The following is a 23,124-nucleotide window of genomic DNA, read 5'->3' as shown; positions in this document are numbered from 1 at the left end:
GTGCGACCCTTTCCATCTCGGATTTTCTATTATTCTTAGAGGGTTTCGGCGTGTTCGTTTTGTCCGAAGCTACATGTAGGTGTATCCTACGTCCGAGCGATCTTGTTTTATTTCAATGATTTTATTGACTATCCTGTCAAAAAGCTGTTGCGCGCCCCGATAGCCCAGATGCAGCGTTCTGCTGCCGTTCACCCGGTCGTGGACCGGGAATCCCACCCGCAGGAGGGGGGTTTTCAGTCTCCGTGACATGGCGTAGCCTTTGCTGTGGCCTATGAGCAGGTCCACGCCTGTTTTTTCCAGGGCCTTTTCGATGGTTACAAAATCCACGTCTTCCATGATTTCCATTTTGCGGTGGATTCTTTCCGGAACCACGCTTTTGATGGTTTTTTCAAACCGTCCGGCGCCGCCGCCCGTTGCGCACAGGGCGGGAATCACGCCGATTTCGCTGCAGAAGGCGGCCAGGCCCGCTACCAGGTCTTCCTCGCCGAACAGGGCGGCTTTCACGCCGTTCAAATGCTTGTGCCCGTCCACCATGGCGTCCAGCAGGCGGCCTCTCTGCCCCAGGTATTTGTCCGGGATGGGGTTTCCGCTCACTTCGGCCAGGATGTCCATCATCTTGTCGGTCTCGCGGATGCCGATGGGCAGGCCGATCCGATGGGCTGGCACGCTGAATTTTTTGTCCAGCCAGGTTCCGGCGGTCTCAGGCTCTCCAGCCAGAATCATTCCGCATTCCAGGGAGGCTGCGGCTCCGCCGGTGGATTTGATGGCCTCGATGGTGGTTCCGCCTTCGGGAATGCGCTGGTACTCCGTCCACAAGGGGCCGTTCAGGGTGTCGCTGTAATCCGGGATCAGGACGGGCTCCATGCCGAAATCCGCGGCGATTTCCTTAAGCAGCCGCAAGTCCGAAGGAGAGACCATGCCGGGAAACAGGTTTAGCAGGGGCTTGTCTCCGGTTTCCGCGGCTTCGGCCAGGGTTTCCACCAGCGCCCTTACGGCGCCGTGAAAGCCCTGCATATGGGTTCCCTGGTAGCTGGGGGTGGACACGTGAACCAGGGCGGGGAGGTTTTCCTTGTCCTCGCATTCTTCCTTATATGACCTGATGAACATGGGTACGTCGTCGCCGATGGTTTCGGACAGGCACGTGGTGGCGATGCCGATCAACTCCGGGCTGTACTGGCTGCGGATATTGTCGATGGCCAGCTTGATGTTGGCGCCGCCGCCGAAAATCGCCGTGTGTTCGCCGAAATTGGAGCAGGCGATGTCCATGGGCTCTTTAAAGTGGCTGATCATGTAGCGCCTGATATAGGTGGAACAGCCCTGAGATCCGTGAAGCAGAGGAACGCAATTGGAGACGCCTTTGAACACCAGGGCCGCGCCCAGCGGGGAGCACAGGTTGCAGGCGTTCTGCGTGGCTGCATAATTATCGGTCTTTCCCGCAAATTTCATGATCGCCTCCTCTACTTTTCTTTGTTGCCCAGGCGAGCCGGGCAAAACTGCCAAACCGGGCTGGTTACCGAGGTATGGACCTCCCGCGCGAAGGCGAGCATGCCCCGGAATCCGGCCAGGGGGATCTTTCTTTCGTGGTTATGGTCGCAAAAGCCAATGCCCATTTTGAATGCGATGGGACGCTCCTTGACTCCTCCGATGAAAAGGTCCGCGTCTTTTTCGATGATGTACTTGGAGAGTTCCAGGGGATTAGCGTCATCAAGAATAATAGTGCCGTCATCACACATCTCCTGCAGGGTTTTGTAATCTTCCTTATTGCCGGTCTGGGAGCCAACCAGCACCACTTTCATGCCCAGGTAGTTCAGGGCCTTGATCAGGGAGAAGGCCTTGAACGCGCCGCCCACGTAGATGGCGGCCTTTTTGCCTTCCAGGTCCTTCCGGATCTCGTTCAGCTCGGGCAGAATGGCTTCCACCTCCTCCCGGACGATTTTCCTTGTGCGCTCCATGATTTCCGGGTTGTCCGGAAACCGGGCGGCCACGTCGTACAGGGACTTGGCCATGTCGTCGATGCCGATGTACGAAACCCGGATGTAGGGCGTGCCGTATTCCTCCTTCATCATCTCGGCCAGAAAGGTCAGCGCGCCGGAGCACTGGACCACATTGAGCGCCGCCCCGTGGGACTTGCCGATCTGGTCCACCCTGCCGTCGCCGGTCATGACCGAAACCACCTGCACGCCCATGCGTTCGTAGTATTCCTTGATGAGCCAGGCTTCGCCGCCGATGTTGAACTCGCCCAGGATATTGATGCTGATGGGCGAGACGCCTTCGGTGGAGCCTTTGCCCACCAGTTTGAACAGGGCGTCGCAGGCCGCCTTGTAGCCGTCCTTTTTGGTGCCTTTAAACCCTTCCGAATGGACGGGCAGGACGGGGATTCCCTTTTTGGCCTCTATCTTGCGGCAGACTGCGGCCACGTCGTCGCCGATGATCCCCACGATGCACGTGGAGTAAACAAAGGCGGCTTTGGGTTTATAATGGTCGATGAGTTCGTCCAGGGCGGCTTCCAGTTTCTTTTCGCCGCCGAATATGACGTCCCTTTCCCTAAGGTCCGTGGAAAAGCTGAGCCTGTGCAATTGGGGTCCTGAAGAAAGCGCGCCCCGGATGTCCCAGGTGTAGGCTGCGCAGCCAATGGGGCCGTGGATCAAATGCAAAGCGTCGGCTATGGGATACAACACCACCCGGGATCCGCAGAACACACAGGCCCTTTGGCTGACGGAACCCGCTACGCTGTGCTTTCCGCAGGTCATGTCAAAAGGCTTTTCGCCTTTGGTGTGTATTTGCGCCTCGCGCGATTTCAGGATGGGTATGGACGACATATTTCTCTCCTAATCCATGCTGCTCTTTTATGGAGGATGCCCTGACTCCGGGCCGGAGTCCCTTTTGCAAGGGACCTCCGTCCATCGTCATATTTCCTCTCTGCTACATAACCAGTTCCATGGTGATGTCCGTGGCGTCCCTGTCCTGGCGGTCCATGAGGACGCCCAGAATTTGCTCCATCAGGCGCATGGCGCCCCGGTATCCCATGGTGGAGAAGTAGGAGTGCCCCATGCGGTCGTAAATGGGGAATCCGTGCCTGACAAAGGGGATGTCCTCATCCTTGGCGATGTACTTGCAATAGGTGTTGCCAATGATGAGGTCCACGGGATCGTTCTTGATCCACTGGTGGAAGAGCAGCATGTCGCCGGGGACCTTGATGTTAACCTCTTCCCCAATGTCCGCCACAACTTCTTCCAGGGCCTTGACATACTTCTTTCCGGCCGGGCTGCCGGAAACGATGTGCACCGGCTTCATGTCCAGGGAGACCAAAAACCTGGTCAGGGCCAAAACCTGATCGGGATCGCCCACCACGCCCACGCGTTTGCCGTATAAGTACTGATGCCAGTCCGAGATGCAGTCCACCAACTGGCCGCGTTCGAGGTTGAGGACGTCCGGAACGTTTACGCCGGCCATGAGGCGGAGCTTATCCACGAACTCGTCCGTGCCTTGCAGCCCGATGGGCAGATCCAGGATTTCGCAGGGGACCTTGCACTTGGAATCCAGAGCGCGGGCGGCGGCCATAGTGCACGTGCGGCCCAGGGCGATGGTTCCTTTGCTGTCGCCTGTCATATGCAGGTCTTCGATGGTCGTTCCGCCATCCGGGAACATCTTGTATTTCCCGGTCAGGGGGCCGTTCAGGACCTTGGAGGTGTCCGGGAACATGATGTAGGGTACGCCCATGACTTCGGCGATGCGCTGGATTTCCGCCATGTCCGAAGGCTCCACAAACCCGGGAATCAGGTTGACGGCCTTGGTTTTGGCGCCCGTTGAGGTGGAGAAATAGTCCACCATGGCCTTGACCATGTTGGAGTAGCCGGTCACATGCGATCCCACATAGCTGGGAGTATTGGCATGGATGATGTACTTGCCGGCCGGCGCCTTGCCGTCCGCTCTGGCCTTGGCCACAATCTGAGGAATGTCGTCGCCGATGGTTTCGGACAAGCAGGTGGTGTGCACGGCGATGACGTCCGGGTTGTATACCGTAAAGATATTGTCAATGGACTGCAGCAGGTTGGCCTGCCCGCCGAATACCGAGGCGCCTTCGGTGAATGCGCTGGTGGCCGCCGCTACAGGCTCCTTGAAATGACGCGTCAAGGCGCTGCGGTGGTAGGCGTAGCATCCCTGGGACCCGTGGCTGTGAGGCAGGCAGCCGTGGATGCCCAGGGAGGCGTACATGGCCCCGATGGGCTGGCAGGTTTTGGCCGGATTAACGGTCAGGGCCTTGCGTTCTTTGATTTCCGTTGGAGTATGTCTAAGTAGCATGAGAATTCTTTCTCCTGTTATCGATCGGTGTTGGTTCCCGATGTGATTCTAATCTTGCGCCATTTAGTCGCAGGCGTATGTGGCCGCCAGTTCGGGGTTCTTGTCCCAGGGCGCCTTCATGTATTCCCACACCCGGCTGTTCACCATGCGATCGATCTCATGGTAAAAATTGATAGCGCCTTTAAAGCCGGCATAAGGTCCGCCGTAATCGTAGCTATGGAGCTGCTTGAGCGGGATGCCGTGTTTCTGCACGGTGTATTTTTCCTTGATGCCGGCGCAGAAGAGATCCGGCTTGAAGATCTTGATCAGCTGATCGGTCTCCCACTGGCTCAAATCGTCGATAACCATGGCTCCGTCCGGCATTTCAGGCATCATGCCGTCGTAATCGTTGAACGCAAAACCGGCTTTCTCCAACTCCGCTTTTCTTTCTTCGCTGATTCGGGGATTAAAGCGTTCCGGGTCCTTTTCAATGGTCAATTCCTCGATGTTCCGGCTGTCTGCATCCACCTTGATGTCGGGCAGCACCTTGCGGCCTTCGTAGTCGTCCCTATGTCCGAACTCGTAGCCGGCGGACAGGGTTTTCATGCCCAATTCGCCGAACAACTCCTGGTAATGGTGAGCGCGGGAGCCGCCCACGAACAGCATGGCGCGCTTGCCTTCGGTGCGGGGCCTGACTTCAGCGCACGCCGCTTCCACTTCAGGCAATTCCTCGGCGATGACTTCCTCCACCTTGTCGATCAATTCCTGCTCGCCGAAGTACTGGGCGATCTTGCGGAGCGACTTGGCCGTGGCGTGCGCGCCGATGAAGTTGACCTTGATCCAGGGCACGCCGAACTTGGTTTCCATCATTTCGGCCACGTAGTTGATGGAGCGGTGGCACATGATGCAGTTCAGGTCCGCGGTGTGGGAGTTGGCGAAGGCATCGATGCTGGAGTTGCCGCTGTAGGTCGCAACCTGGGTGATGCCGCATTTGTCAAAGATTCTTTCGATTTCAAAGGCGTCGCCGCCGATGTTGTATTCGCCCAGGAGGTTGATCCTGTATTTTCCTTCTTTAATAGTGTCGTCCAGGCCCACCACGTGTTTAAAGATGCCGTTGTTGGCGATGTGGTGGCCCGCGCTCTGGCTGACGCCCTTGTATCCTTCGCAGGAGAAGCCGAATACGTTGATGCCCAGCTTTTCCTTCATTTCACGGCATACGGAGTGCACGTCGTCGCCGATGAGCCCCACGGGGCAGGTGGAAAATACGGCGATGGCCTTGGGCTTGAAGTTGTCGTATGCCTCCTGAATGGCTTGTTTCAGCTTCTTTTCCCCGCCGAAGATGATTTCCTCGTCCTGCATGTCGGTGGAAAAGCAGTAGGTCATGAAGTTGTGTCCGTCCGGGGTGGATTCCGGATCGGTCTGGTTCCGGCGGGTCAGCCAGGAATAAAAACCGCATCCAATGGGGCCGTGGGTGATGTTGATGATGTCCCTGGTGGGCCCCAAAACCACGCCCTTGCAGCCGGCGTAGCAGCAGCCGCGCTGACCCATGAGGCCGGGAACGGTGCGCACGTTGGCGTTGATCACGGGCGTTTTGCCGTCTTCGCCCACCTTGTTGATAACAAACTGTTTCGACCTTTTACGAGCCACCTTGGGCGGGTATTTGGCCATGATTCTGGCTTTGACTTCTTCCGGATCAAGGTTATCCAGAGTTACCTTTTCGGTCGATAAATCCTTTGCGGCCTCGGCCATGGGAAAATCTCCTATTTCAAAACATTTCAGTGTCTTCATTGCCCGCCGTCCCGCATTTTTGGACGGGGCGGCCTGGTCTTGCCAAGAGCCCCGGGATTCGGACACCGCTTTTTCAAGCGGCGTCTCAAAGGCTTTGGCGCGGGCCGTTACGGGGTTCCGGTTGAGGAACTTGCTTCCAATCCTGGCGTTATCCTTCGTCCAGAGTATCTTCTCCCTCTTCCCCGGTGCGAACCCGGACCGCTTCCGCACAGGGCATCACAAAGATCATTCCGTCCCCGGACTTGCCGGTTTGATTGACCTTGATGATGGTCTTTACGGCCTTGTCAACCAGTTCGTCGTTCACCACCATGATGATGGCGCGCTTGGGGATAAGGCGTTGACTCTGGCCCAGTTGGGAGATGGCTTCTTCGTATCCCAGCTCTGCGCCTTGCAGCAGGTTGAGGTCCACGATTCCCTTGCCGCGGCCGAGTGCGTCCCGGGCGGACATGGAGCCCAGTCCAATGTCCGCAAGGGCCTTTTTGGTCCTGTTCATCATATTCATGCGTACGATGGCGATCAGTTCTTTCATATCTGCACCTCTTCCGTTGCGCCGTCTTCGGTTTCCTTGATGCCGGAGCTGATGGTGTAGGTCTCGATGACGGGGATGATGAAGATCCTGCCGTCCCCGAATGCGCCCTTGTCGCCGGTGCGCGCAGCCTTTACGATGGTTCTTACGGCGAAATCCTTGTCTGAGTCCCTGACTACGGTCAGAAGCATTTCCTTGGGGATTTCATCGTAGGTGATTTCGCCTATTTTTATTCCGCGTTGCTTGCCGCGCCCCACAACGGACATCTTGGTGACTCCCGGGAAGCCGGCTTCCATCAGAGCGGCCAGCACGTTGTCTACTTTTTCGGGACGGACGATTGAACGGATCATTATCATGGTTTAAGTTCTCCTTAAGGTTCTGGTTTCCGGATGGTTTGTTAGGCCGCAATGCCGTAGTCAATGAGCAGTTTTTCCAGTTCTTCGATTTCCAAAGGCGAGGGAATCACGCGCATCTCGTTGGCGTCGATCTTCCTGGCCAGAGTGCGGTATTCGTCCGCCTGGGAATGGCCGGGATCGAACTCGATGACGGTTTTCCTGTTGATTTCCGCCCGCTGCACCATGTTATCCCTGGGGACGAAGTGAATCATCTGGGTGCCCAGCTTGGCTGCAAAGGCTTCGATCATTTCACGCTCGTTATCCACGTTGCGGCTGTTGCAAATGAGGCCGCCCAGGCGGACGCCGCCGGCTTCGGCGAACTTCACGATGCCCTTGGAGATGTTGTTGGCGGCGTACATGGCCATCATCTCGCCGGAAACCACGATGTAAATTTCCTGGGCCTTGCCTTCGCGAATGGGCATGGCGAATCCGCCGCACACAACGTCGCCCAGGACGTCGTAAAACGCGTAATCCAACTCTTCGCTGTCGGCGTAAGCCCCCAGCTGCTCCAGAAGGTTAATGGAGGTGATGATTCCGCGGCCCGCACAGCCCACCCCTGGTTCAGGGCCGCCGGACTCGGTGCAGAGGGTGCCGGCGTATCCGACCTTGCGCACGTCTTCCAGTTCCACGTCCTCGCCTTCTTCCCGCAGGGTGTCCAGAACCGTACGTTGGGCCAGACCGCCCAAAAGAAGTCTTGTGGAGTCCGCTTTGGGGTCGCAGCCGACCACCATGATTTTCTTGCCCATTTCAGACAGACCAGCCACTGTGTTCTGGGTTGTTGTGGATTTGCCGATTCCGCCTTTGCCGTAAATTGCGATTTTTCTCATTTTTCTGTTTCCTTTGTTAGTTTGCCAGGGGGTATAGGGTGACTTAATCCCAACCGGTTGCCTGGGTATAAGAGCAACGCATGTGCCAAGGGGGGTGGAGTGAATGCTTCATACAATTATAAAGTTCTGGTATAATGAGAGATATTTCTTTAAAAAAGGGCGGAGCCGGACATTTTGCAGGCGAGCATGGCCCCTTATTTATTACAATTTTGTTTATAGGATAATTATAATATACAATTTTGTCTATCGAATACTTACTTTCTACAATTATGTATATAAATTCCGGAGGGGGCATCCAACAAACCATGCCCTATTCAATTAATTACCTGTTTTTATTTATTAAAAAAATTGAAACTCTCACGCAATGGACCCGGCCCTCCCCTTCAACGCCGCCGCCCCGACCCCCCTCCCCCGCCCCAGGCCGCCCAAGACCCCAAGATTCTTTTCTCCTCCCCGCAGGCCAAAATAGGGTCGCCCCCTTATTTACACGCCCATTCCCGGGGAAAAACCGCCCGGCGCCGAAAAGTCCGCGCCCTCTCCGGCTCCGTCCCGTCAGGATTCATACAAAAATGTGCTTAGGAAATATTGCCGCCTCCAAAACGTCGTTGACCTTTTATTTATGGATGGAAATCACCCTTGACATTTAATTAGATATCTAATTAAATGCGCCCAGGAGACGCCATGACCAATCCGGACCACATTGTTTTTCTCGTCACACGGCTTCAGGAAAGCGCCCACCGCTTTCTGACAGACGCCCTCAGGCAGAGGGGCGTCCAGGGGATCGAGCCCTCCCATGGGGTCATCCTGCGGCAATTGCACGTCCAGGGCCCCTTGACCATGAGCGAGCTGGCCCGTTTGACCGGGCGCACCAGGCCCACGGTCACGGTGCTGGTCCGCAAGCTCATGAAGCACGGGTACGTGGAAAAGGTCCGAGATCCCCAGGACGGACGCGTCTTTCAGGTGAGCCTGGCCCCCAAGGCCCGGGAACTGGCTGAGGACCTGGAAGCCGTCTCCCAAGAGCTCAGGGAGCGGCTGTACACAGGCTTTGATGAGCACGAGAAACAGGTCCTGGCCGGACTGACGGCAAAAGCCCTGCGTAATTTTCATTCCGCTCAATAAAAATACGGTCATGTACGCAAGTAGTTTTACGCCCCCAAATAGTTAGACATCTAATTAAAATGGAGACATCATGAAATCGGAAAAGCCCATCATCGACGTATGGATGCAGCAGCCCACCAGGGAATTCCTCAACCACCCCATGTTCGCTTCCTTAAGGAAATGGATGGGAATCGATTTGATCGAACAGGACCTGCCCATGGAATGGACCCTGGATTCCATGGATCAAGCCGGAGTCGGCCTGGGGCTCCTCAGCGCCTGGCATGGCCCCTGCGGCCCGTTGATCTCCAACGAGCAGGTTTTGTCTTTGGTTCAGGCCTTCCCCGGCAGGTTCAAGGGCCTGGCCTCGGTCAATCTGCATCAGCCCATGGAAGCCTTGCGGGAGATGACCTATTATATACAGGAGCGCGGATTCGTGGGAGTGAGGCAGGTGCAGTGGTTCTGGAACCTTCCGGCCACGGACAGGCGCTACTATCCTCTATACGCCCGGTGCGTGGAGCTGGACGTCCCCATCTGCTTTCAAGTCGGGCATACCGGCCCCTTACGCCCGTCAGAGCCGGGCAGGCCTATCCCTTATATAGACGAGGTTGCGTTGGACTTTCCGGAATTGAAGATGGTCTGCGGGCACATCGGCTATCCCTGGACCCAGGAGATGATCGCCGTGGCCACCAAGCACCCCAACGTATACATCGACACGTCGGCCTATACGGCCAAACGCTTTCCGCCCGAACTGATCCAATACATGAAAACCAACGGCAAGAAAAAGGTGATGTTCGGCACCAACTATCCCATGATCCCTCACGCCAAATGCCTGGAGGATCTGGACAGCCTGGGCCTGGACCAGGACGTCAAGGAGCGCTTTTTGCACCAAAACGCCCGGGAGGTGTTCAATCTGGGATAGGATGAACCTGGGGCGGCCTTTTGAAGGGCCGCCCCCTGTAAGCCGGAACTTGCCTCCCGGCGCCGCTTTCAAAAAAGCATTCATTTTCGGCATTTCAATCATGAGGCCGGTCATCTCCGGAAGATAGGGGCTCCAGGCCTTGGCAGATATCCTGGATTCGGCGCGAAAAATGCGGCATGCCGCCCATTTCATGGAACATTTGATCGGCTATCCGGAGTTTTTCCAGGGCCCTGCTTTTTTGATTGGCATGAGCGTAACACTCGCCAAGGCTGTAGTTTCCAATTGCATGAAAGGTAGCTAGTTGTTCTCGTTCAATCCTTTTCTGATGTTCAGAAATAATGGCTTCGGATACTGTCAAATTCTCCGGATCCATTTTGGTAAGCAACACAGCAAGCATGAAAGCGGATACGGTCGCTGTATGCAGACTGTCCTGCCCCTCCGCCAGTTTTGTCGCCATTTCGGCGTCAGCCTTGGCCATGGAAAGGTTTCCGCTGTAATAATGGATCAACGCTGATATGTAATACGGCATGTTGAGGTTAAAAACTATTCCTGTATCCTTATGCATTTTCAGGCTCTTATCACAATATCCCCGAGCTGTTTCCAGGTCCCCGGAGAGGCAATAAGCCCAGGCCAGGGCAGTCAATGCGAAGATGTAAAACAAGGGGGAATTCGCTTTCTCAAAACATTTCAGACTCATCTGGGCAAGTTCTATGGGCTTTTCATATTCTCCTTTTATCAGCAGGGAGAATGCATAGAAAAGGTTTGAATGGCCCATGGTTACCAAATGATTGGATTCCATTGCCACGGGCAATCCCTTATCCAAATATGTCTGCATCTCAGAAAATCTTCCTTGCAAGGCTAAGGCGATAGAAGCATAAGAACACAAATAGGGATAGGGAATGATCGGAAGATCGTATTTATTGAATTGGGTTGCCTGCTTTTCGATAATATTAATAAGCCGTGCTGATATTTCGATAAGATTTCTGATTTTCCCGGACACGTAATATGTATTTATAATGCCGCATACAGTCCGGATCATCAAATCAATGCAGCCGGAAGCTTCGGCGTATCGGATGCTCTTTTCCGCGTAGTCCATGGACAGGGGCGTGTTTCCCGCCCATGAATAATAATGGGCCAGCCGGGCATTCAACACGGCCATTGCCTTTTCATCCGGTATCTTCTTCGCAAGATCTTCTCCGTACTCGATAAGCCGGAGCGAGTCACCGGGATAATTCAAAAACACCATAGGGGGAAGCATCTGCTGGATAAGAGCAATAATGGCTTTCTTTCGTTTTTGGGATTCAGGCTGGCTTTTCAGGATTTCCAATGCTTGCCTATAGATCTGGAGAGATTCCTGATTCGCGTGCTTTATAGACGCTTTTTCCCCGGAGAGCTTCAAATACTTGCAGGCTTTCTCCGCATTTTCGCTTTTTGAATAATGGTAGGCCAAAACCTCATAAAACTCCTCGATACGGGCAGAGTATATTTCCTCCACTGCCTGGCCGATCTTTTCGTGCAGTTCCTTGCGGCGCATGATCAAAAGGCTGTCGTAAGCCACTTCCTGAATCATGACATGTTTGAAAATGTATTCCAGTTCCGGAAACAGCTGTTTTTCATATATAAATTCAAGGTCTTGTAGATTCACCAGCGACTTTTTCAGGTTTTCCCGCATTCCGGTCACGGTCTGGAGAATCTTGAAGGCGAAATCCCGGCCGATTACCGAGGCCACCTGCATGGTGCGCTTCAGGCTTTCCTCAAGCCGGTCGATTCGCGCCGCAATGATACCCTGTATGGTGTCAGGAACCTGCAGCGATTCCGCCCGGCCGATCAAGGCGAACTGGGCCCCCTCCTTTGCGATGCAGCCGTTTTCAAACAATGAGCGGGTCAATTCCTCCATGTACAAGGGGTTTCCCGCAGCTCTGGTAATAATCAGGTCCCTCAGCTCCGGAACGGCTTCGCCGCCTTCCAGCATGGCGGAAATCAACTCCGTACTGGACTTGGATGTCAATTGGTCGACGCGTATCTGGGAATAATAGGAACGGCTTCCCCACGGATGGGTGTACTCGGGCCGGTAGGTAATGACCAGGAGGATGGGGCTGGCGGCGATCCACCCCATAAAATAGCCGAGAAACTCCTCGGAGGTTTTGTCGATCCAATGCAGGTCTTCCACGGCAATAACAAGCGGCTGATCCTGGCTGGAAAGAATCAGCAGGTCCCGAAGGGCCTCAAAGGCCCTTTCGCGCCGCTCCTGAGGTTCAAGGCCGAGCCAGCCCGGGTCGTCCACCGCGACAGACAGCAGGGCCTGCAGGGGAGAGAGCATATGAGCCATATTTTCGCCCAGACCGTCCACCTTATCCCGAATCTTTTTTTTGACGATGAATTCACGGTCATCCTCTTCGATGCCGAAAAGGATTTTAAGAATATCCAAAAAGGGCAGATAAGGCATGGATGCGCCATAATGCAGGCAGCATCCCTCCAGGCACGTAATCCCCTGCTCGTCCAGCCTTTTTTTGAACTCCAGCAGAATTCTGGACTTGCCCACGCCGGCCTCCCCCACCAGGGAGGCCGCCTGGCCCGAGCCGGAAGAGGCTTTTCCCCAGGCTTCCCAGAGTGCGGCAAACGAGTTATGCCTGCCTATGAACCGCGTCAGCCCTTTGGCTGCAGAGGCTTCAATGCGGGTAACGGCCTTTCCGGTCCTCTCCAGCCGGTAGACCTGTTGCAACCCCTCCTTTCCTTTGACCGCAACGGGAGCCAGGGCCGTGCACTCAAAAAAATGGTTCACAAGCCGGTAGGTGTTCCGCGAAATCAAAATTTCGCCTGGTTCGGCCATGCTCTCCATGCGGGAGGCCAGATTGGCGGTATCCCCGATGGCTGTGTAATCCATGCGCAAATCGTCGCCGATGGAACTGACAACCACAGGTCCCGTGTTGAGCCCAATCCTCATCCTGAACGCCACTCCCAGGTCTTTGTAAATTTTCTCCCCATAAACCTTGAGCGCCCTTTGGATGGCCAAAGCCGCATGGCAGGCTCTTTGCGCATGATCCTCGTGGGCTACCGGCGCCCCGAAAAGGGCCATGACGCCGTCGCCGGTGAACTGATTGATGGAGCCCTCGCATCGATGGATCTCATCCATCAAAATCCTGAAACACCCGTCCATGATCTGGTGAACCTCCTCGGGGTCCAGCATTCCGGAGATTTCGGTGAAGTCCGCGGCGTCGGCGAAAAGGACGGTGACCAGCTTTCTCTCCCCCTCAATGGCCGAACGAGTGGTGAGGATCTTTTCTTTCAGGTGTTTGGGCGTATAGGATTGGGGCTGATTGTAGTCAAGAGGAGCTATCGGCGCTGGTTCTGCGGTTTGATGGCCGCACTGATCGCAGAACCTGGCGCCGCCCCGCAGGGCGCTGCCGCATTTGGGGCAGGCGGTTTCCAATGCATGGCCGCACTCACTGCAAAATTTTGCCTCCCGCCGATTTTCGAATCCGCATTGCATGCATTTCATGGCCTCCCTCCCGGAATCTTCCAATTATTAAAAATGCACGACACAGGGATTAAAGCCAAGGGCGCAGATTGCGTCCGCAGAGACATCCTTCTTTAGGGGGCCGGACCAATCAGGGGCTGGAGGCGCCCCCCTTGATTCCCAATAGACGGCCAACATGGCGATGTCGTCGCTTTGGCCTGCGCCATTCATGAAAGAAAAAAGGCCGCTATGAATATGTTGAATCAACTCGTCCGCCGAAGGGCGGCCGGCGCTTTCAACCAATCGCTTCAGCCGCTGCCTTCCAAACATCTCCCCGTCGGGCGACAGGGCTTCGGTAACCCCGTCCGTGTATCCGAAAACCAGCGAACCTGAATGAATCCGGAGTTCCCTCGGCTCATACGGCGCAGCCCCATGCAGGCCAAGGGCAGGCCCTGTGGCGCTCAACTCCATGAATCCGCTCTTGCCGCCAAGCACGTAAACAGGCAAATGGCCCGCGTTTATATAGGACAAAGCGCCCCCTTTGGGATCTAAAACGCCGAAAAACACCGTGGCGAACATGCCCTCGGCGCCATGCTCCTGCGCCAGATAATCGCTGGTGATATCAAGGGCCTTCAGGATTGAACGGCGGACTGTCGGCGCCCCGCATTCGGAAACGCTTTCGCCCAATGCGGCAAGCGCCCTTTCGCAACACTGGACGGCGAAAATCCGAATGCAGCTGCGAATCAACGCCATGTAAAAGGCAGCCGCCGCCCCCTTGTCGGACACATCCCCTATAACCAGGCAAACATGGCCGCCGGGCAGGATAAAGGCGTCGTAGAAGTCACCCGAAACCTGAAGAGCGGGGGAAAAAAAGGCGGCGATTTCCATATTGGGCAGCCGGGGGAGATTCCGGGGCAAGAAGCCCCGTTGGATCTTGCGGCCCTTTTCCAGTTCCCGAGCAAGGATGGAGGAATATAACTCCGCGGAGGCTTTCGCCTCGGCCAGTTCCACATAGAGTTTGATGTTTTCGAGCACCAAGGCGATCTGGTCGGCGGTGACCATCATGGATTCGGCGATAGCCTGATTGAAGTGCTGTTTTCCCGAATGCAGGAGCGTCAGAAGTCCAAAGAAGGCTCCCCTCCGCTTGATAGGAACCGCCAGCGCGGACCCGACTTGGTATGGCTGGTTTTCCATGGACAACCAGCGTGAATCGTTATCCGCGTCATCCACAATTCCATAGATCCGGTGTTTCAGCACCCAGCCGGCCAGCCCTTTGTCCATGACCTGGCCGACGAGGGCGGTTTTCTCCTCACCGGAGGCGTCCCGGGTAAGGATGCTGTCCGTGACCGCGCCGTTGCCGTCAAGCAAAAAGATGCTCCCCTTCTCCGCCCCGGTCAATTCCAAAGAAAGGGTTAAGGTTTGTTGCAGGCTGGCGCAGAGCATGTCGTCTTTCATGGGAGCGCGCAGCATGGCCACAAAATTTTCCAGCAGAAGGCTCTGAGCCTTCAACGCCCCGTTCTCCTTTCGGAGTGCGGCGATCTCTGCCTGAAAGTCCGGTTCCCGCATAAGCCCTCTTTCGAAGGCGTCCCGCTTCATAGAGCTATAAACAACCTTCAAATATGGCCAGCGCCCATTTTTTTCATGTACTTTAAAAATACTCCTCTTTTGACCGACCTTTCAACTTTTTTCTAAGGGCGTCACGTCTGAATTCCCATTTTGATAACATTTGCCAGTTATGACTATATGCAACATAAAATCCAGGGGGCATCCGGGAAAGAACGATAGGGTCTGAGTTGCCGCCAGCCTTGAAATTGAGGATCTTTCTATCAGGGATGGCAGGCGGAAGGAATGCCTTGTTTAGAGCCTGGGCGTATTGTTTTTTAGGGCGGCGCCGACAGCGGCGGTCTGGCGCCATATTGTGTTGGCAACACTAATTGCGACCTTTAAAAATTGCAGGAATCAGGAATGGTCGGCGGCCGGAGGGAATGGATTGGATTCCTGTTTCCTGGGTTTTCAAATGAATCCTCAACACATTGAGAAAAATATGATTTCAAATACTTCCGTATGCATTCCCACGCGCAGCATGGGAGCGAGGCCGACATTGGATAGATCGTCCTTCTGATTAACCTTCCTTGATTTCCATGGTTGACGAGGCCGCCTGACATGTGCTCACACGCCCCGGCAGAATGCTGCTCTGCCGGGGCTACCCTACTACGGACGGATGGCAGCCTATGCGCCGCAATCTACCTTGTAGCCGCGTCCCCCTGTGGGCGCCTTTGGAACGCGCAAAGTGCGTCTTGGGCTGGGCAGGCCATGCATCTACATGCCGCATGCCAGCTATCGCAGTCAAAAAGCCTCAAACGTCAAACGTAGATTTGACCCCATAGTTTGACGGCAGGATGCTGCTCTGCCGGGGCTACCCTAACGGAAGGCCGACCAAAGCGCCGCAATCCACGTTGTAGCCGCGCCCTTTATGGGTTCCAATGGCGTGCGGAGTACGCTTTGACCAAGGTAAGCCCTGCAACTGCAAATGACAAACGCTCAAACGTCAAACATGGATTGGCCCAAACTATTTTTAACCCACCCACCCCTGTTCCACGCCGTGGCAGGCGACAGCGGCGTTGTCTCCCGCTGTGAAGGGCGTGGGGATTTCCTGGGTGCAGATCTCCTTGGCGTAGGTGCATCGTTTATGAAATACGCACCCAGAAGGCAGGTGCAAGGGGGATGTGACCTCCCCTTTCAGGCGGATGTGTTTGGCCTTTTTCTCCCCCAGTCTGGGGATGGCCGATAACAGAGCCTTGGTGTAGGGGTGCCTGGGGTTGTTGAAAATCTCGCCGCCCGGGGAAAGCTCGCACAGGCTGCCCAGATACATGACCGCCACCCTGGTGGAAATGTGGGCCACCACGGAAAGATCGTGGGTGATGAACATATAGGTCAGGCCGCGCTTTTCCTGGGCTTCCATGAACAGATTAAGGATCTGGGCCTGCACGGACACGTCCAGGGCGCTCACCGGTTCGTCGGCCACGATGAACTCCGGGTCCACCATCAGGGCCCGGGCGATGGATATGCGCTGGCGCTGTCCGCCGGAAAACTCGTGGGGAAAGCGTTCGGCCCAGGCGGGATGCACCCCGACCTGCTCCATGACCTCTGCGATGCGATCCAGCCGCTGTTCCCTTGTAAGCTCCGGGTAGTGAAAAAACAGGGGCTCCTCCAGGGTTTTCCGGACGGTGAACCGGGGGTTCAGGGAGGCGTAGGGGTCCTGGAAGACCATTTGCATGCGTTTTTTGTAGGGGGTCTTTTGGGAGTAGGACAGATCGTCTATCCGGTCGCCGTCATAGAAGATCTTTCCGCATTCCGGCTGCAGCAGGCCGGTGACGGTCCTGGCCAGGGTGGACTTTCCGCAGCCTGATTCCCCGACCACGGAAAAGGTTTCCCCCTGATAAATGTCAAAGGTAACCCCGTTGACCGCCTTGACGATGGCCTTTTTTCGCACCGGGCGGCCGTTTTCCCACCGGAACTGCTCCCAGAAGCCGCCGGTGACGTCGAATTCCTTGTAAACGTCCTCCAACTTGAGAAGGGGCTTGGCTTGGGTGTTCATGAGGCCCCTCCTTTCGCCAGGGCGTGGCAGGCAACCAGGGCGTTTTTGTTATCCAATTCGATCAGTTCCGGGACTTTTTCCTTGCATATGGGCATGACCAGTTCGCACCGGGGATGGAAGGAGCACCCCTGGGGCATGTCGGTCAAAGACGGCATGGTTCCGGGGATCTGGCTCAGGGCCTTGCCCCGCTGCTGGCTTTCGGGCAGGGCGGCGATGAGTCCCTTGGTGTAGGGATGGCGCGGGTTGGAGACCACGTCCCGGGTGAGTCCTTGCTCCACAATGCGGCCTGCGTACATGACGATGATCCGGTCGGTCACCTGGCTGACCACGCCCAAATCGTGGGTAATGAGGATCAGGGCCATTTTTTCCGACTCGCACAACTCGGACAAGAGATCCATGATTTCCGCCTGGATGGTCACGTCCAGGGCGGTGGTGGGCTCGTCGGCTATGATCACGGCCGGGTCGGTCAAGAGGGCTATGGCGATGACGATGCGCTGGCGCATGCCGCCGGAAAACTCGTGGGGGTATTGATCCAGCCTTTTTTCCGGGGAGGGAATGTGGACCTTTTTCAGCTTGTCCAGGGCGATGGCCTGGGCCTCGGCTTTGGAGACGTTTTTGTGCGCCAGGATGGTTTCCGTCATCTGGGTTCCGATGGAAAGCACCGGGTTCAGGGTCATCATGGGATCCTGAAAAATCATGCTGATGCGATTGCCCCGGATATTGCGCACCTCCTCAATGGAAAGCCCGGCGATGTCCCGGCCTTCGAAAAGCACCTTGCCGCCGGAGATGAATCCCGGTTTGCTGATCAGCTTGATAATGGCGAAGCCGGTCACGGACTTGCCCGCGCCGCTTTCGCCCACCAGGCCCACGCGCTCCCCCTGATCCAGGAAAAAGCTCACGTCGTTGATGGCCGTGACCTCGCCGGAGCGCAGGCGGAATTTTACTTCCAGATTTTGAATTTCCAGCAAATGATCCATAGCCGCTTGGATTACCTTTTATACAGTTTGGGGTTGAGCACGTCGCGCACCCAGTCACCCAGAAGATTGATCACGACAACAAGGGTCACCAGGAGGACGCCCGGAAACAGGGTGATCCACCAGGACCCGGAGAAGATGTATTCAAAGCCCGAATTGATCAGAGACCCCAGGCTGGGCTTGGTGACCGGCATGCCCAGGCCCAGGAAGGACAGGGCCGCCTCGCTCATGATGGCGTTGGCCACCTGCACCGTGGAGATAACCAGCACCGGGCTCAAGGTGTTGGGCAGGATGTGCCGGAACATGATCCACCACCGGGGCAGGCCGATGACCCGGGCGGCTTCCACGTATTCCTTTTTCTTTTCGCCCAGAACACTGGCCCTGACCGTGCGGCCGTATTGGGGCCACTCCGCCAGACCGATGATGACGATCAGCAAAGGCACGGCAAGGTCTTCGTATTTGGCCAGGCCGAAGGCCAGCTGGAATATGGCGGATATAATGATGGCCACCATGAGGGTGGAAAAGGATAGCTGCACGTCCGCCACCCGCATGAGAAAGGAGTCCACCTTGCCGCCCACGTAGCCCGCGATGAGGCCGATCAACACTCCCAACACCGCCTGCAGGCAGACAGCCCCAAGACCGATAAGGATGGACAGCCGCATGCCGTAGAGCATGGCTGACAGCATGTCCCGCCCCTGAATATCCGTGCCCAGCATGTAGTCGCTTGAGCCTTCCTCCATCCAGGCTGGGGGAAGCTCCGAGTTCATGATGTCGATGGACGAGGATTCGTACACATCATGGGGGGCGATCCAGGGCGCGGAAAAGCTGAGAATCGCCAGGATGACCAGGATGGAAAAACTGGCGATGGCCACCGGATCCCGGCGAAAGCTGAACCAGAAAAACGAATTTTTAAAACGCCGCCAATATTTTTTCATTTCCTGCCTGCTATGCGGACCGTGGGGTTGACCAACCCGTAAATGATATCAACCATGGTGTTCACCGCCACAAAGACCACGCCCACAACCATCATGTACGCCACTAACAGCGTGGTGTCCGAGCGCTCCACGGCTTCCAGAAACATGAAGCCCATGCCCTGCCACTGGAAGACCGTTTCCGTGAGGATGGTGTAGGCGATGAGTATTCCCAACTGCACCCCGCCCACGGTGATGACGGGCAGCAAGGTATTTTTAAAGGCGTGGACGAAGTACACCCGTCTGGGGGCCAGCCCTTTGGCCCAGGCGTATTTGACGTACTCGCTCTGGAGGACTTCCATCATTTCGGACCTGATTAAACGGATGAACAAAGGGAGCATGATGGAGGAAAGGGCGATGCTTGGCAGGATGAGATGCTTCCACCCGTCAATGGTCAGCAAGCCGGTCTCCCATCCCCACAGACTGACGGTGGCGCCCCGCCCGTAGGAAGGAAGCCACCCCAACTCCACGCTGAATACATAGATTAATAAAATCGCCGTTAAAAAGACGGGAATAGAGACGCCCACAATGCTGGCGCCCATAATAAACCGGGTGAGCCAGCTTCGAGGTCGTATGGCTGCGTACACTCCGGCTGGTATGGAAAGAAAGATGATGATCAGGCTGGAGACGAAAACCAGTTCCAGGGTGGCGGGGGCCTTTTTGACGATGACCTTCAAGGTGGGCTTTTTGTAGAAAAAGCTCATGCCCAGGTCCCCGCGGACGGCGTTTTTCATAAAACGCACGTACTGGGACATAAAAGGATCGTTCAGCCCCAACTCCTCCCGAAGCGCGTCCCGTTCGGCCTTGGAGACGGAAATCCCCACCAGGTCGCGCACGGGATCGCCGATCTGGTGCTTGATGGCGAAGCCGATAAAGCCGATGACCAGAATCACGAACAAGGATTGAATAATGCGTCGAATGACAAAGGCGAACATATTTACCGCGCGATTTTTAAATTATTGGTTGGAAATCCAGCGAAAAAAACCCCGGACCGCGTTTGCGGTCCGGGGTTTGGGTGCAGGTTATTTGATCACGAGATCCCCAAAGTAGGGAAAGTTCATGACGTTGACGATGGGGTCGATGTCCAGATTGGACTTGCCGGCCCAGGACAGGTTCTGCCAATGCAGGGGCACGTAGGCGGCGTCGTCATACAGGAGGCGTTCCACCTGTTTGAGTATCTGAGACCGCTTGGCCGGATCGGTTTCGCTCTGGGAGTCCAGAACAAGCTCATCCACCTGGGGGTTGCAGTAGTTGCCGCTGTTGTACTGGCCGTAGCCGGTGTCCTTGTTGGGGCACATGCACAGGAACTCGGTGTAGTTGGCGGAGTCTTCGGTGTCGGAGTGCCAGCCGATCATCTGGATGTCAGCCGCCTGGGCGTCGAATTCATCCCAGTATTGGGCTTTGGGCATGGTTTTGAGGTTCACCTTGATGTTGATCTTAGCCAGCATGGACACGATGGCTTCGGCGATTTTTTCGTCGTTTACGTACCGGTTGTTGGGGGCGATCATGGAGCAGGAAAAGCCGTTTTCAAAACCGGCTTCCTTCATGAGGGTCTTGGCTTTTTCCAGGTCGTAACGGGGAACCAGGGCGGGATCGTAGCCGGCGAATCCCATGGGGCCCTGCTGGCCGGCGGCCAGGGCTTCGCCCTTCATGATCTTTTTCACGATGCCTTCGTTGTTGATGGCGTAAACAATGGCCTGGCGCACCTTGCGGTTGGCGAACTCAGGACGGCGCTTCTGGTTCAACTGCACGGTGATGATGCGGGAGCCGGCCATGGTAACCAACTGCACGCCGGATTCCTTGCGGATGCGTTCGTAATCCTGGGGCGGCACGGGCATGATGAAATCCACGTCCCCGGAAAGAAGGGCGGCCACGCGGGTGGCGTCGTTCTTGATGGGAGTCAGGACGATTTCATCGGCGTTGCCGGGGGAGGCTTTGTCCCAGTAATCGGCGAAACGGGTGAACACGTTTTTCACGCCTTGTTCACGGAAGGTCACTTTGTAGGGGCCGGTGCCGGATTCGTTGGTCAGGGCAAAGGAGGGGCCGATTTTAACGATGGCGTCCTTGGGCTGGCCTTTTTCATCGGTTCCCGTATAAAATGCGGAATCCATGGGAAAAACATAGGTTGCCATGTTCAGGACCAGGGGGTACGGCTTGGTGGTTTTCAGGTCCACCACATAGTCGCTCACAGCCAAAGCGCCCGTAAAGGGCTCAAACAGGGCTTTGTAGTCCTGGCTTTTTTTCAGGCGATCAATGGTAAAGACCACGTCCTTGGCCGTAAACTCGGCTCCGGAATGGAATTTGACGCCCTTGCGCAGATAAAAGCGCATGGTCAGGTCGTCGAGTCTTTCCCATTTTTCCGCCAAACGGGGTTCAATTTGCATGTCCTTGGTCCAGCGCACCAACGGATCAAACACCATGTGGCTGTATTGCAGCATTCCGCCGGAAAGCTGAACATGAGGATCTAACGAGACGGGGTCAGCATCCATGGCGAGCTTGAGGGTTTTGGCCTGAGCCGTTGCACCGAACGCCAGCACGATGCACAGGGCCAGACACGCAGCGATTAAAATCTTTTTCATGGCAAACCTCCTGGTAAGTGAGTTGTGGTCGGTTGAAAATCCAGGCATAGCCTCACTGCACTATTGTTTAAATATGCTTTAATTTCAGGATTAAACAGCTATTGACGCCCTCCCGTGGATCAACCGCCGCTGTGTTTAGACAATGTTAGGACAGGGGTCAAGGAAAAACGGCGCCGCGGGCTTTTAAGTTGGTGTTGATTCTTATTTTCGCATTATACACATTAGAGAACTCCATGTAAACTTGTGTAAAAACCTCGAAAAAATTTTTGCAGGAAGAAAAAAAAATTGGGCGGAAGTTGAAGAAGGCCGTTTTGCTTACGGTGAGGCGAAGCGCAACAATTGACGATAAACTTAACCGGCGCGGCTATGGCCGGAAGGCTTAAAGAAACCGCTGTTTTTCCGGATCAGGCTATTTATAATTCGTCGATGCAAACCCCTTGCTGTGCTTCTTTGCGGGCCTTTTTTCTGAAAGCCCAGACCAGGACTTCCATCACTTTAAGCATGCCAATGGGAGCAAGGCGATAGGCCCGCCAAAGAATGCGGGCGTGCAGGGGAAAAACGATCACGGCTTTATTCTTTATTGCGCCCGAAAGAATCTTGTCCGCCGCCTTATCCGCCGGGCAGGCCCGGACAGGCAGCATGCCAAGCACATCCTGGACGTCCGCCTTGACGGACTGGCAGTTGGTATACAGGGAGGTGTCCACCAAGCCCGGGCAAACCACGGAAACCTTGACACCCAGGGCCGCCGCCTCGGCTCTCAGGGAAAGGGAAAGGCCCACGGCGGCCTGCTTGGTCATGACGTACGCCGCAGTCACCGGCTGATAAATCAGCCCGGCCATGGAAGCCGTGTTCACAATATGGCCGAAGCCCTGGCGAAGCATCACGGAGTAAGCGGCCAGGGTTCCGTGCAATACGCCCATGACGTTGACCGCCATAAGCCTGTCCCACTGGCCCGGCGCCATGTCCCGAATTTCGCCCACCACAAGAATTCCAGCGTTATTGAACATATAATCCAGGCGGCCGTGATTTTGCGCAACCTCTTCCACCAGGGCGTACACAGCGTCTTTATCGGTTACGTCCAGGGATGCGGCTTCGGCCTTTCCTCCGGCGGAGCGAATGTCTTCAACCACGCGATTTACATTATCAAAGGCTATGTCCGCTGCAATGACCTTTGCGCCCGCAGCCGCCAGCTTCCGGCACAAAGATTCGCCCATGCCTGAAGCGCCTCCGGTGACTATGGCGACTTTGTCCTTGAATTGGTTCATGGATCTCTCCTTGGATTTGGTTAAAACGGCGACGCTGGGTTCCCGCTTGCAGACGATCCTGAAATAACGGATCGCCCTTGCTGGGATGACGGGTTTCAAGGGTGAAAAAATGATTATAAACCGAGCCAATTGCAAAAGGTCACGGCGACGACCGTACGCAGACGATCTTAACCGCTTCAAGGGCTTGGACCCTCGGCCGAAAGAGTCTTTGAAGCGGATTTTTCGCATTTTCCATACTTTTCGCCCAACTTTACACGCACCTATCCTGATAACGGCCCAGCCGCCAAAAAAACTCCGCATCCAATACCGCTAACTCACAACGTAAGGCGGAATAACTGCGTCGCTGTGATTACAAGTATTCCAAACATCAGGTGCGCCATCACCTTCTTGGGGCCGCGAACGCGGATATGACGGCCTCCATGGTTGTCCTTGAGCAAGGAAAACAC

Annotated in this window: 17 protein-coding genes; 2 read left to right on the top strand and 15 right to left on the bottom strand. The window is 55.6% G+C overall.

Features of this window, described 5'->3' with window-relative positions:
• Window positions 1-69: 69 nt before the first annotated feature.
• The 7 genes from BUE18_RS22500 to nifH all read right to left on the bottom strand — a co-directional run bounded on the left by BUE18_RS22500 (window position 70) and on the right by nifH (window position 7,817).
• Window positions 70-1,446, bottom strand: coding sequence for a nitrogenase component 1 (locus BUE18_RS22500; protein ID WP_073478415.1), 1,377 nt, complete (start codon window positions 1,444-1,446; stop codon window positions 70-72).
• Window positions 1,447-1,457: 11 nt separating this feature from the next.
• Window positions 1,458-2,819 (bottom strand): nitrogenase iron-molybdenum cofactor biosynthesis protein NifE, encoded by a 1,362-nt coding sequence (gene nifE, locus BUE18_RS22495; RefSeq protein ID WP_073478414.1) that lies wholly within the window; start codon window positions 2,817-2,819, stop codon window positions 1,458-1,460.
• A 103-nt stretch (window positions 2,820-2,922) separates the two neighbouring features.
• On the bottom strand, window positions 2,923-4,302 hold the full coding sequence (gene nifK, locus BUE18_RS22490; RefSeq protein ID WP_073478413.1) for a nitrogenase molybdenum-iron protein subunit beta: 1,380 nt from the start codon (window positions 4,300-4,302) through the stop codon (window positions 2,923-2,925).
• A 63-nt stretch (window positions 4,303-4,365) separates the two neighbouring features.
• Window positions 4,366-6,069 (bottom strand): nitrogenase molybdenum-iron protein alpha chain, encoded by a 1,704-nt coding sequence (gene nifD, locus BUE18_RS22485; RefSeq protein WP_280173720.1) that lies wholly within the window; start codon window positions 6,067-6,069, stop codon window positions 4,366-4,368.
• A 148-nt stretch (window positions 6,070-6,217) separates the two neighbouring features.
• Complete coding sequence (locus tag BUE18_RS22480) at window positions 6,218-6,598, bottom strand: P-II family nitrogen regulator (RefSeq protein ID WP_073478411.1); 381 nt, start codon at window positions 6,596-6,598, stop codon at window positions 6,218-6,220.
• Complete coding sequence (locus BUE18_RS22475) at window positions 6,595-6,951, bottom strand: P-II family nitrogen regulator (protein ID WP_073478410.1); 357 nt, start codon at window positions 6,949-6,951, stop codon at window positions 6,595-6,597. The genes BUE18_RS22480 and BUE18_RS22475 overlap by 4 nt, the downstream gene beginning before the upstream one ends.
• Window positions 6,952-6,992: 41 nt before the next feature.
• Entirely contained in the window at window positions 6,993-7,817 is an 825-nt protein-coding gene (nifH, locus tag BUE18_RS22470) for a nitrogenase iron protein (protein WP_073478409.1), read from the bottom strand.
• Window positions 7,818-8,498: 681 nt separating this feature from the next.
• Here nifH and BUE18_RS22465 point away from each other — a divergent pair.
• The gene (locus BUE18_RS22465; RefSeq protein WP_073478408.1) at window positions 8,499-8,936 is read left to right on the top strand and encodes a MarR family winged helix-turn-helix transcriptional regulator; all 438 of its coding nucleotides are present in this window, start codon (window positions 8,499-8,501) and stop codon (window positions 8,934-8,936) included.
• Window positions 8,937-9,006: 70 nt separating this feature from the next.
• Window positions 9,007-9,834, top strand: coding sequence for an amidohydrolase family protein (locus tag BUE18_RS22460; protein ID WP_073478407.1), 828 nt, complete (start codon window positions 9,007-9,009; stop codon window positions 9,832-9,834).
• Between the two features lie 94 nt (window positions 9,835-9,928).
• Here BUE18_RS22460 and BUE18_RS22455 read toward each other — a convergent pair whose 3' ends face one another.
• From BUE18_RS22455 to BUE18_RS22420, 8 genes are all read right to left on the bottom strand, one after another.
• Window positions 9,929-13,333, bottom strand: a complete 3,405-nt coding sequence (locus BUE18_RS22455; RefSeq protein WP_073478406.1) for an adenylate/guanylate cyclase domain-containing protein — start codon at window positions 13,331-13,333, stop codon at window positions 9,929-9,931.
• 27 nt (window positions 13,334-13,360) lie between these two features.
• Window positions 13,361-14,857: a PP2C family protein-serine/threonine phosphatase gene (locus BUE18_RS22450; RefSeq protein WP_073478405.1), complete on the bottom strand. Its 1,497-nt coding sequence runs from the start codon at window positions 14,855-14,857 to the stop codon at window positions 13,361-13,363.
• A gap of 1,009 nt (window positions 14,858-15,866) precedes the next feature.
• On the bottom strand, window positions 15,867-16,889 hold the full coding sequence (locus BUE18_RS22445; RefSeq protein ID WP_073478404.1) for an ABC transporter ATP-binding protein: 1,023 nt from the start codon (window positions 16,887-16,889) through the stop codon (window positions 15,867-15,869).
• On the bottom strand, window positions 16,886-17,866 hold the full coding sequence (locus tag BUE18_RS22440; RefSeq protein ID WP_073478403.1) for an ABC transporter ATP-binding protein: 981 nt from the start codon (window positions 17,864-17,866) through the stop codon (window positions 16,886-16,888). The genes BUE18_RS22445 and BUE18_RS22440 overlap by 4 nt, the downstream gene beginning before the upstream one ends.
• An 11-nt stretch (window positions 17,867-17,877) precedes the next feature.
• Complete coding sequence (locus tag BUE18_RS22435) at window positions 17,878-18,798, bottom strand: ABC transporter permease (protein ID WP_073478402.1); 921 nt, start codon at window positions 18,796-18,798, stop codon at window positions 17,878-17,880.
• Complete coding sequence (locus BUE18_RS22430; protein WP_073478401.1) at window positions 18,795-19,769, bottom strand: ABC transporter permease; 975 nt, start codon at window positions 19,767-19,769, stop codon at window positions 18,795-18,797. The genes BUE18_RS22435 and BUE18_RS22430 overlap by 4 nt, the downstream gene beginning before the upstream one ends.
• 87 nt (window positions 19,770-19,856) lie before the next feature.
• Entirely contained in the window at window positions 19,857-21,413 is a 1,557-nt protein-coding gene (locus BUE18_RS22425) for an ABC transporter substrate-binding protein (protein WP_073478400.1), read from the bottom strand.
• A gap of 413 nt (window positions 21,414-21,826) precedes the next feature.
• Window positions 21,827-22,678: an SDR family NAD(P)-dependent oxidoreductase gene (locus tag BUE18_RS22420; protein WP_073478399.1), complete on the bottom strand. Its 852-nt coding sequence runs from the start codon at window positions 22,676-22,678 to the stop codon at window positions 21,827-21,829.
• Window positions 22,679-23,124: the final 446 nt, after the last annotated feature.

The sequence above is a fragment of the Desulfatibacillum alkenivorans DSM 16219 genome (assembly GCF_900142135.1).
Taxonomy (GTDB): Bacteria; Desulfobacterota; Desulfobacteria; order Desulfobacterales; family Desulfatibacillaceae; genus Desulfatibacillum; species Desulfatibacillum alkenivorans.
Note: the sequence above shows the minus strand (reverse complement) of the source record. Positions and strands in the feature narration are given on the sequence as shown.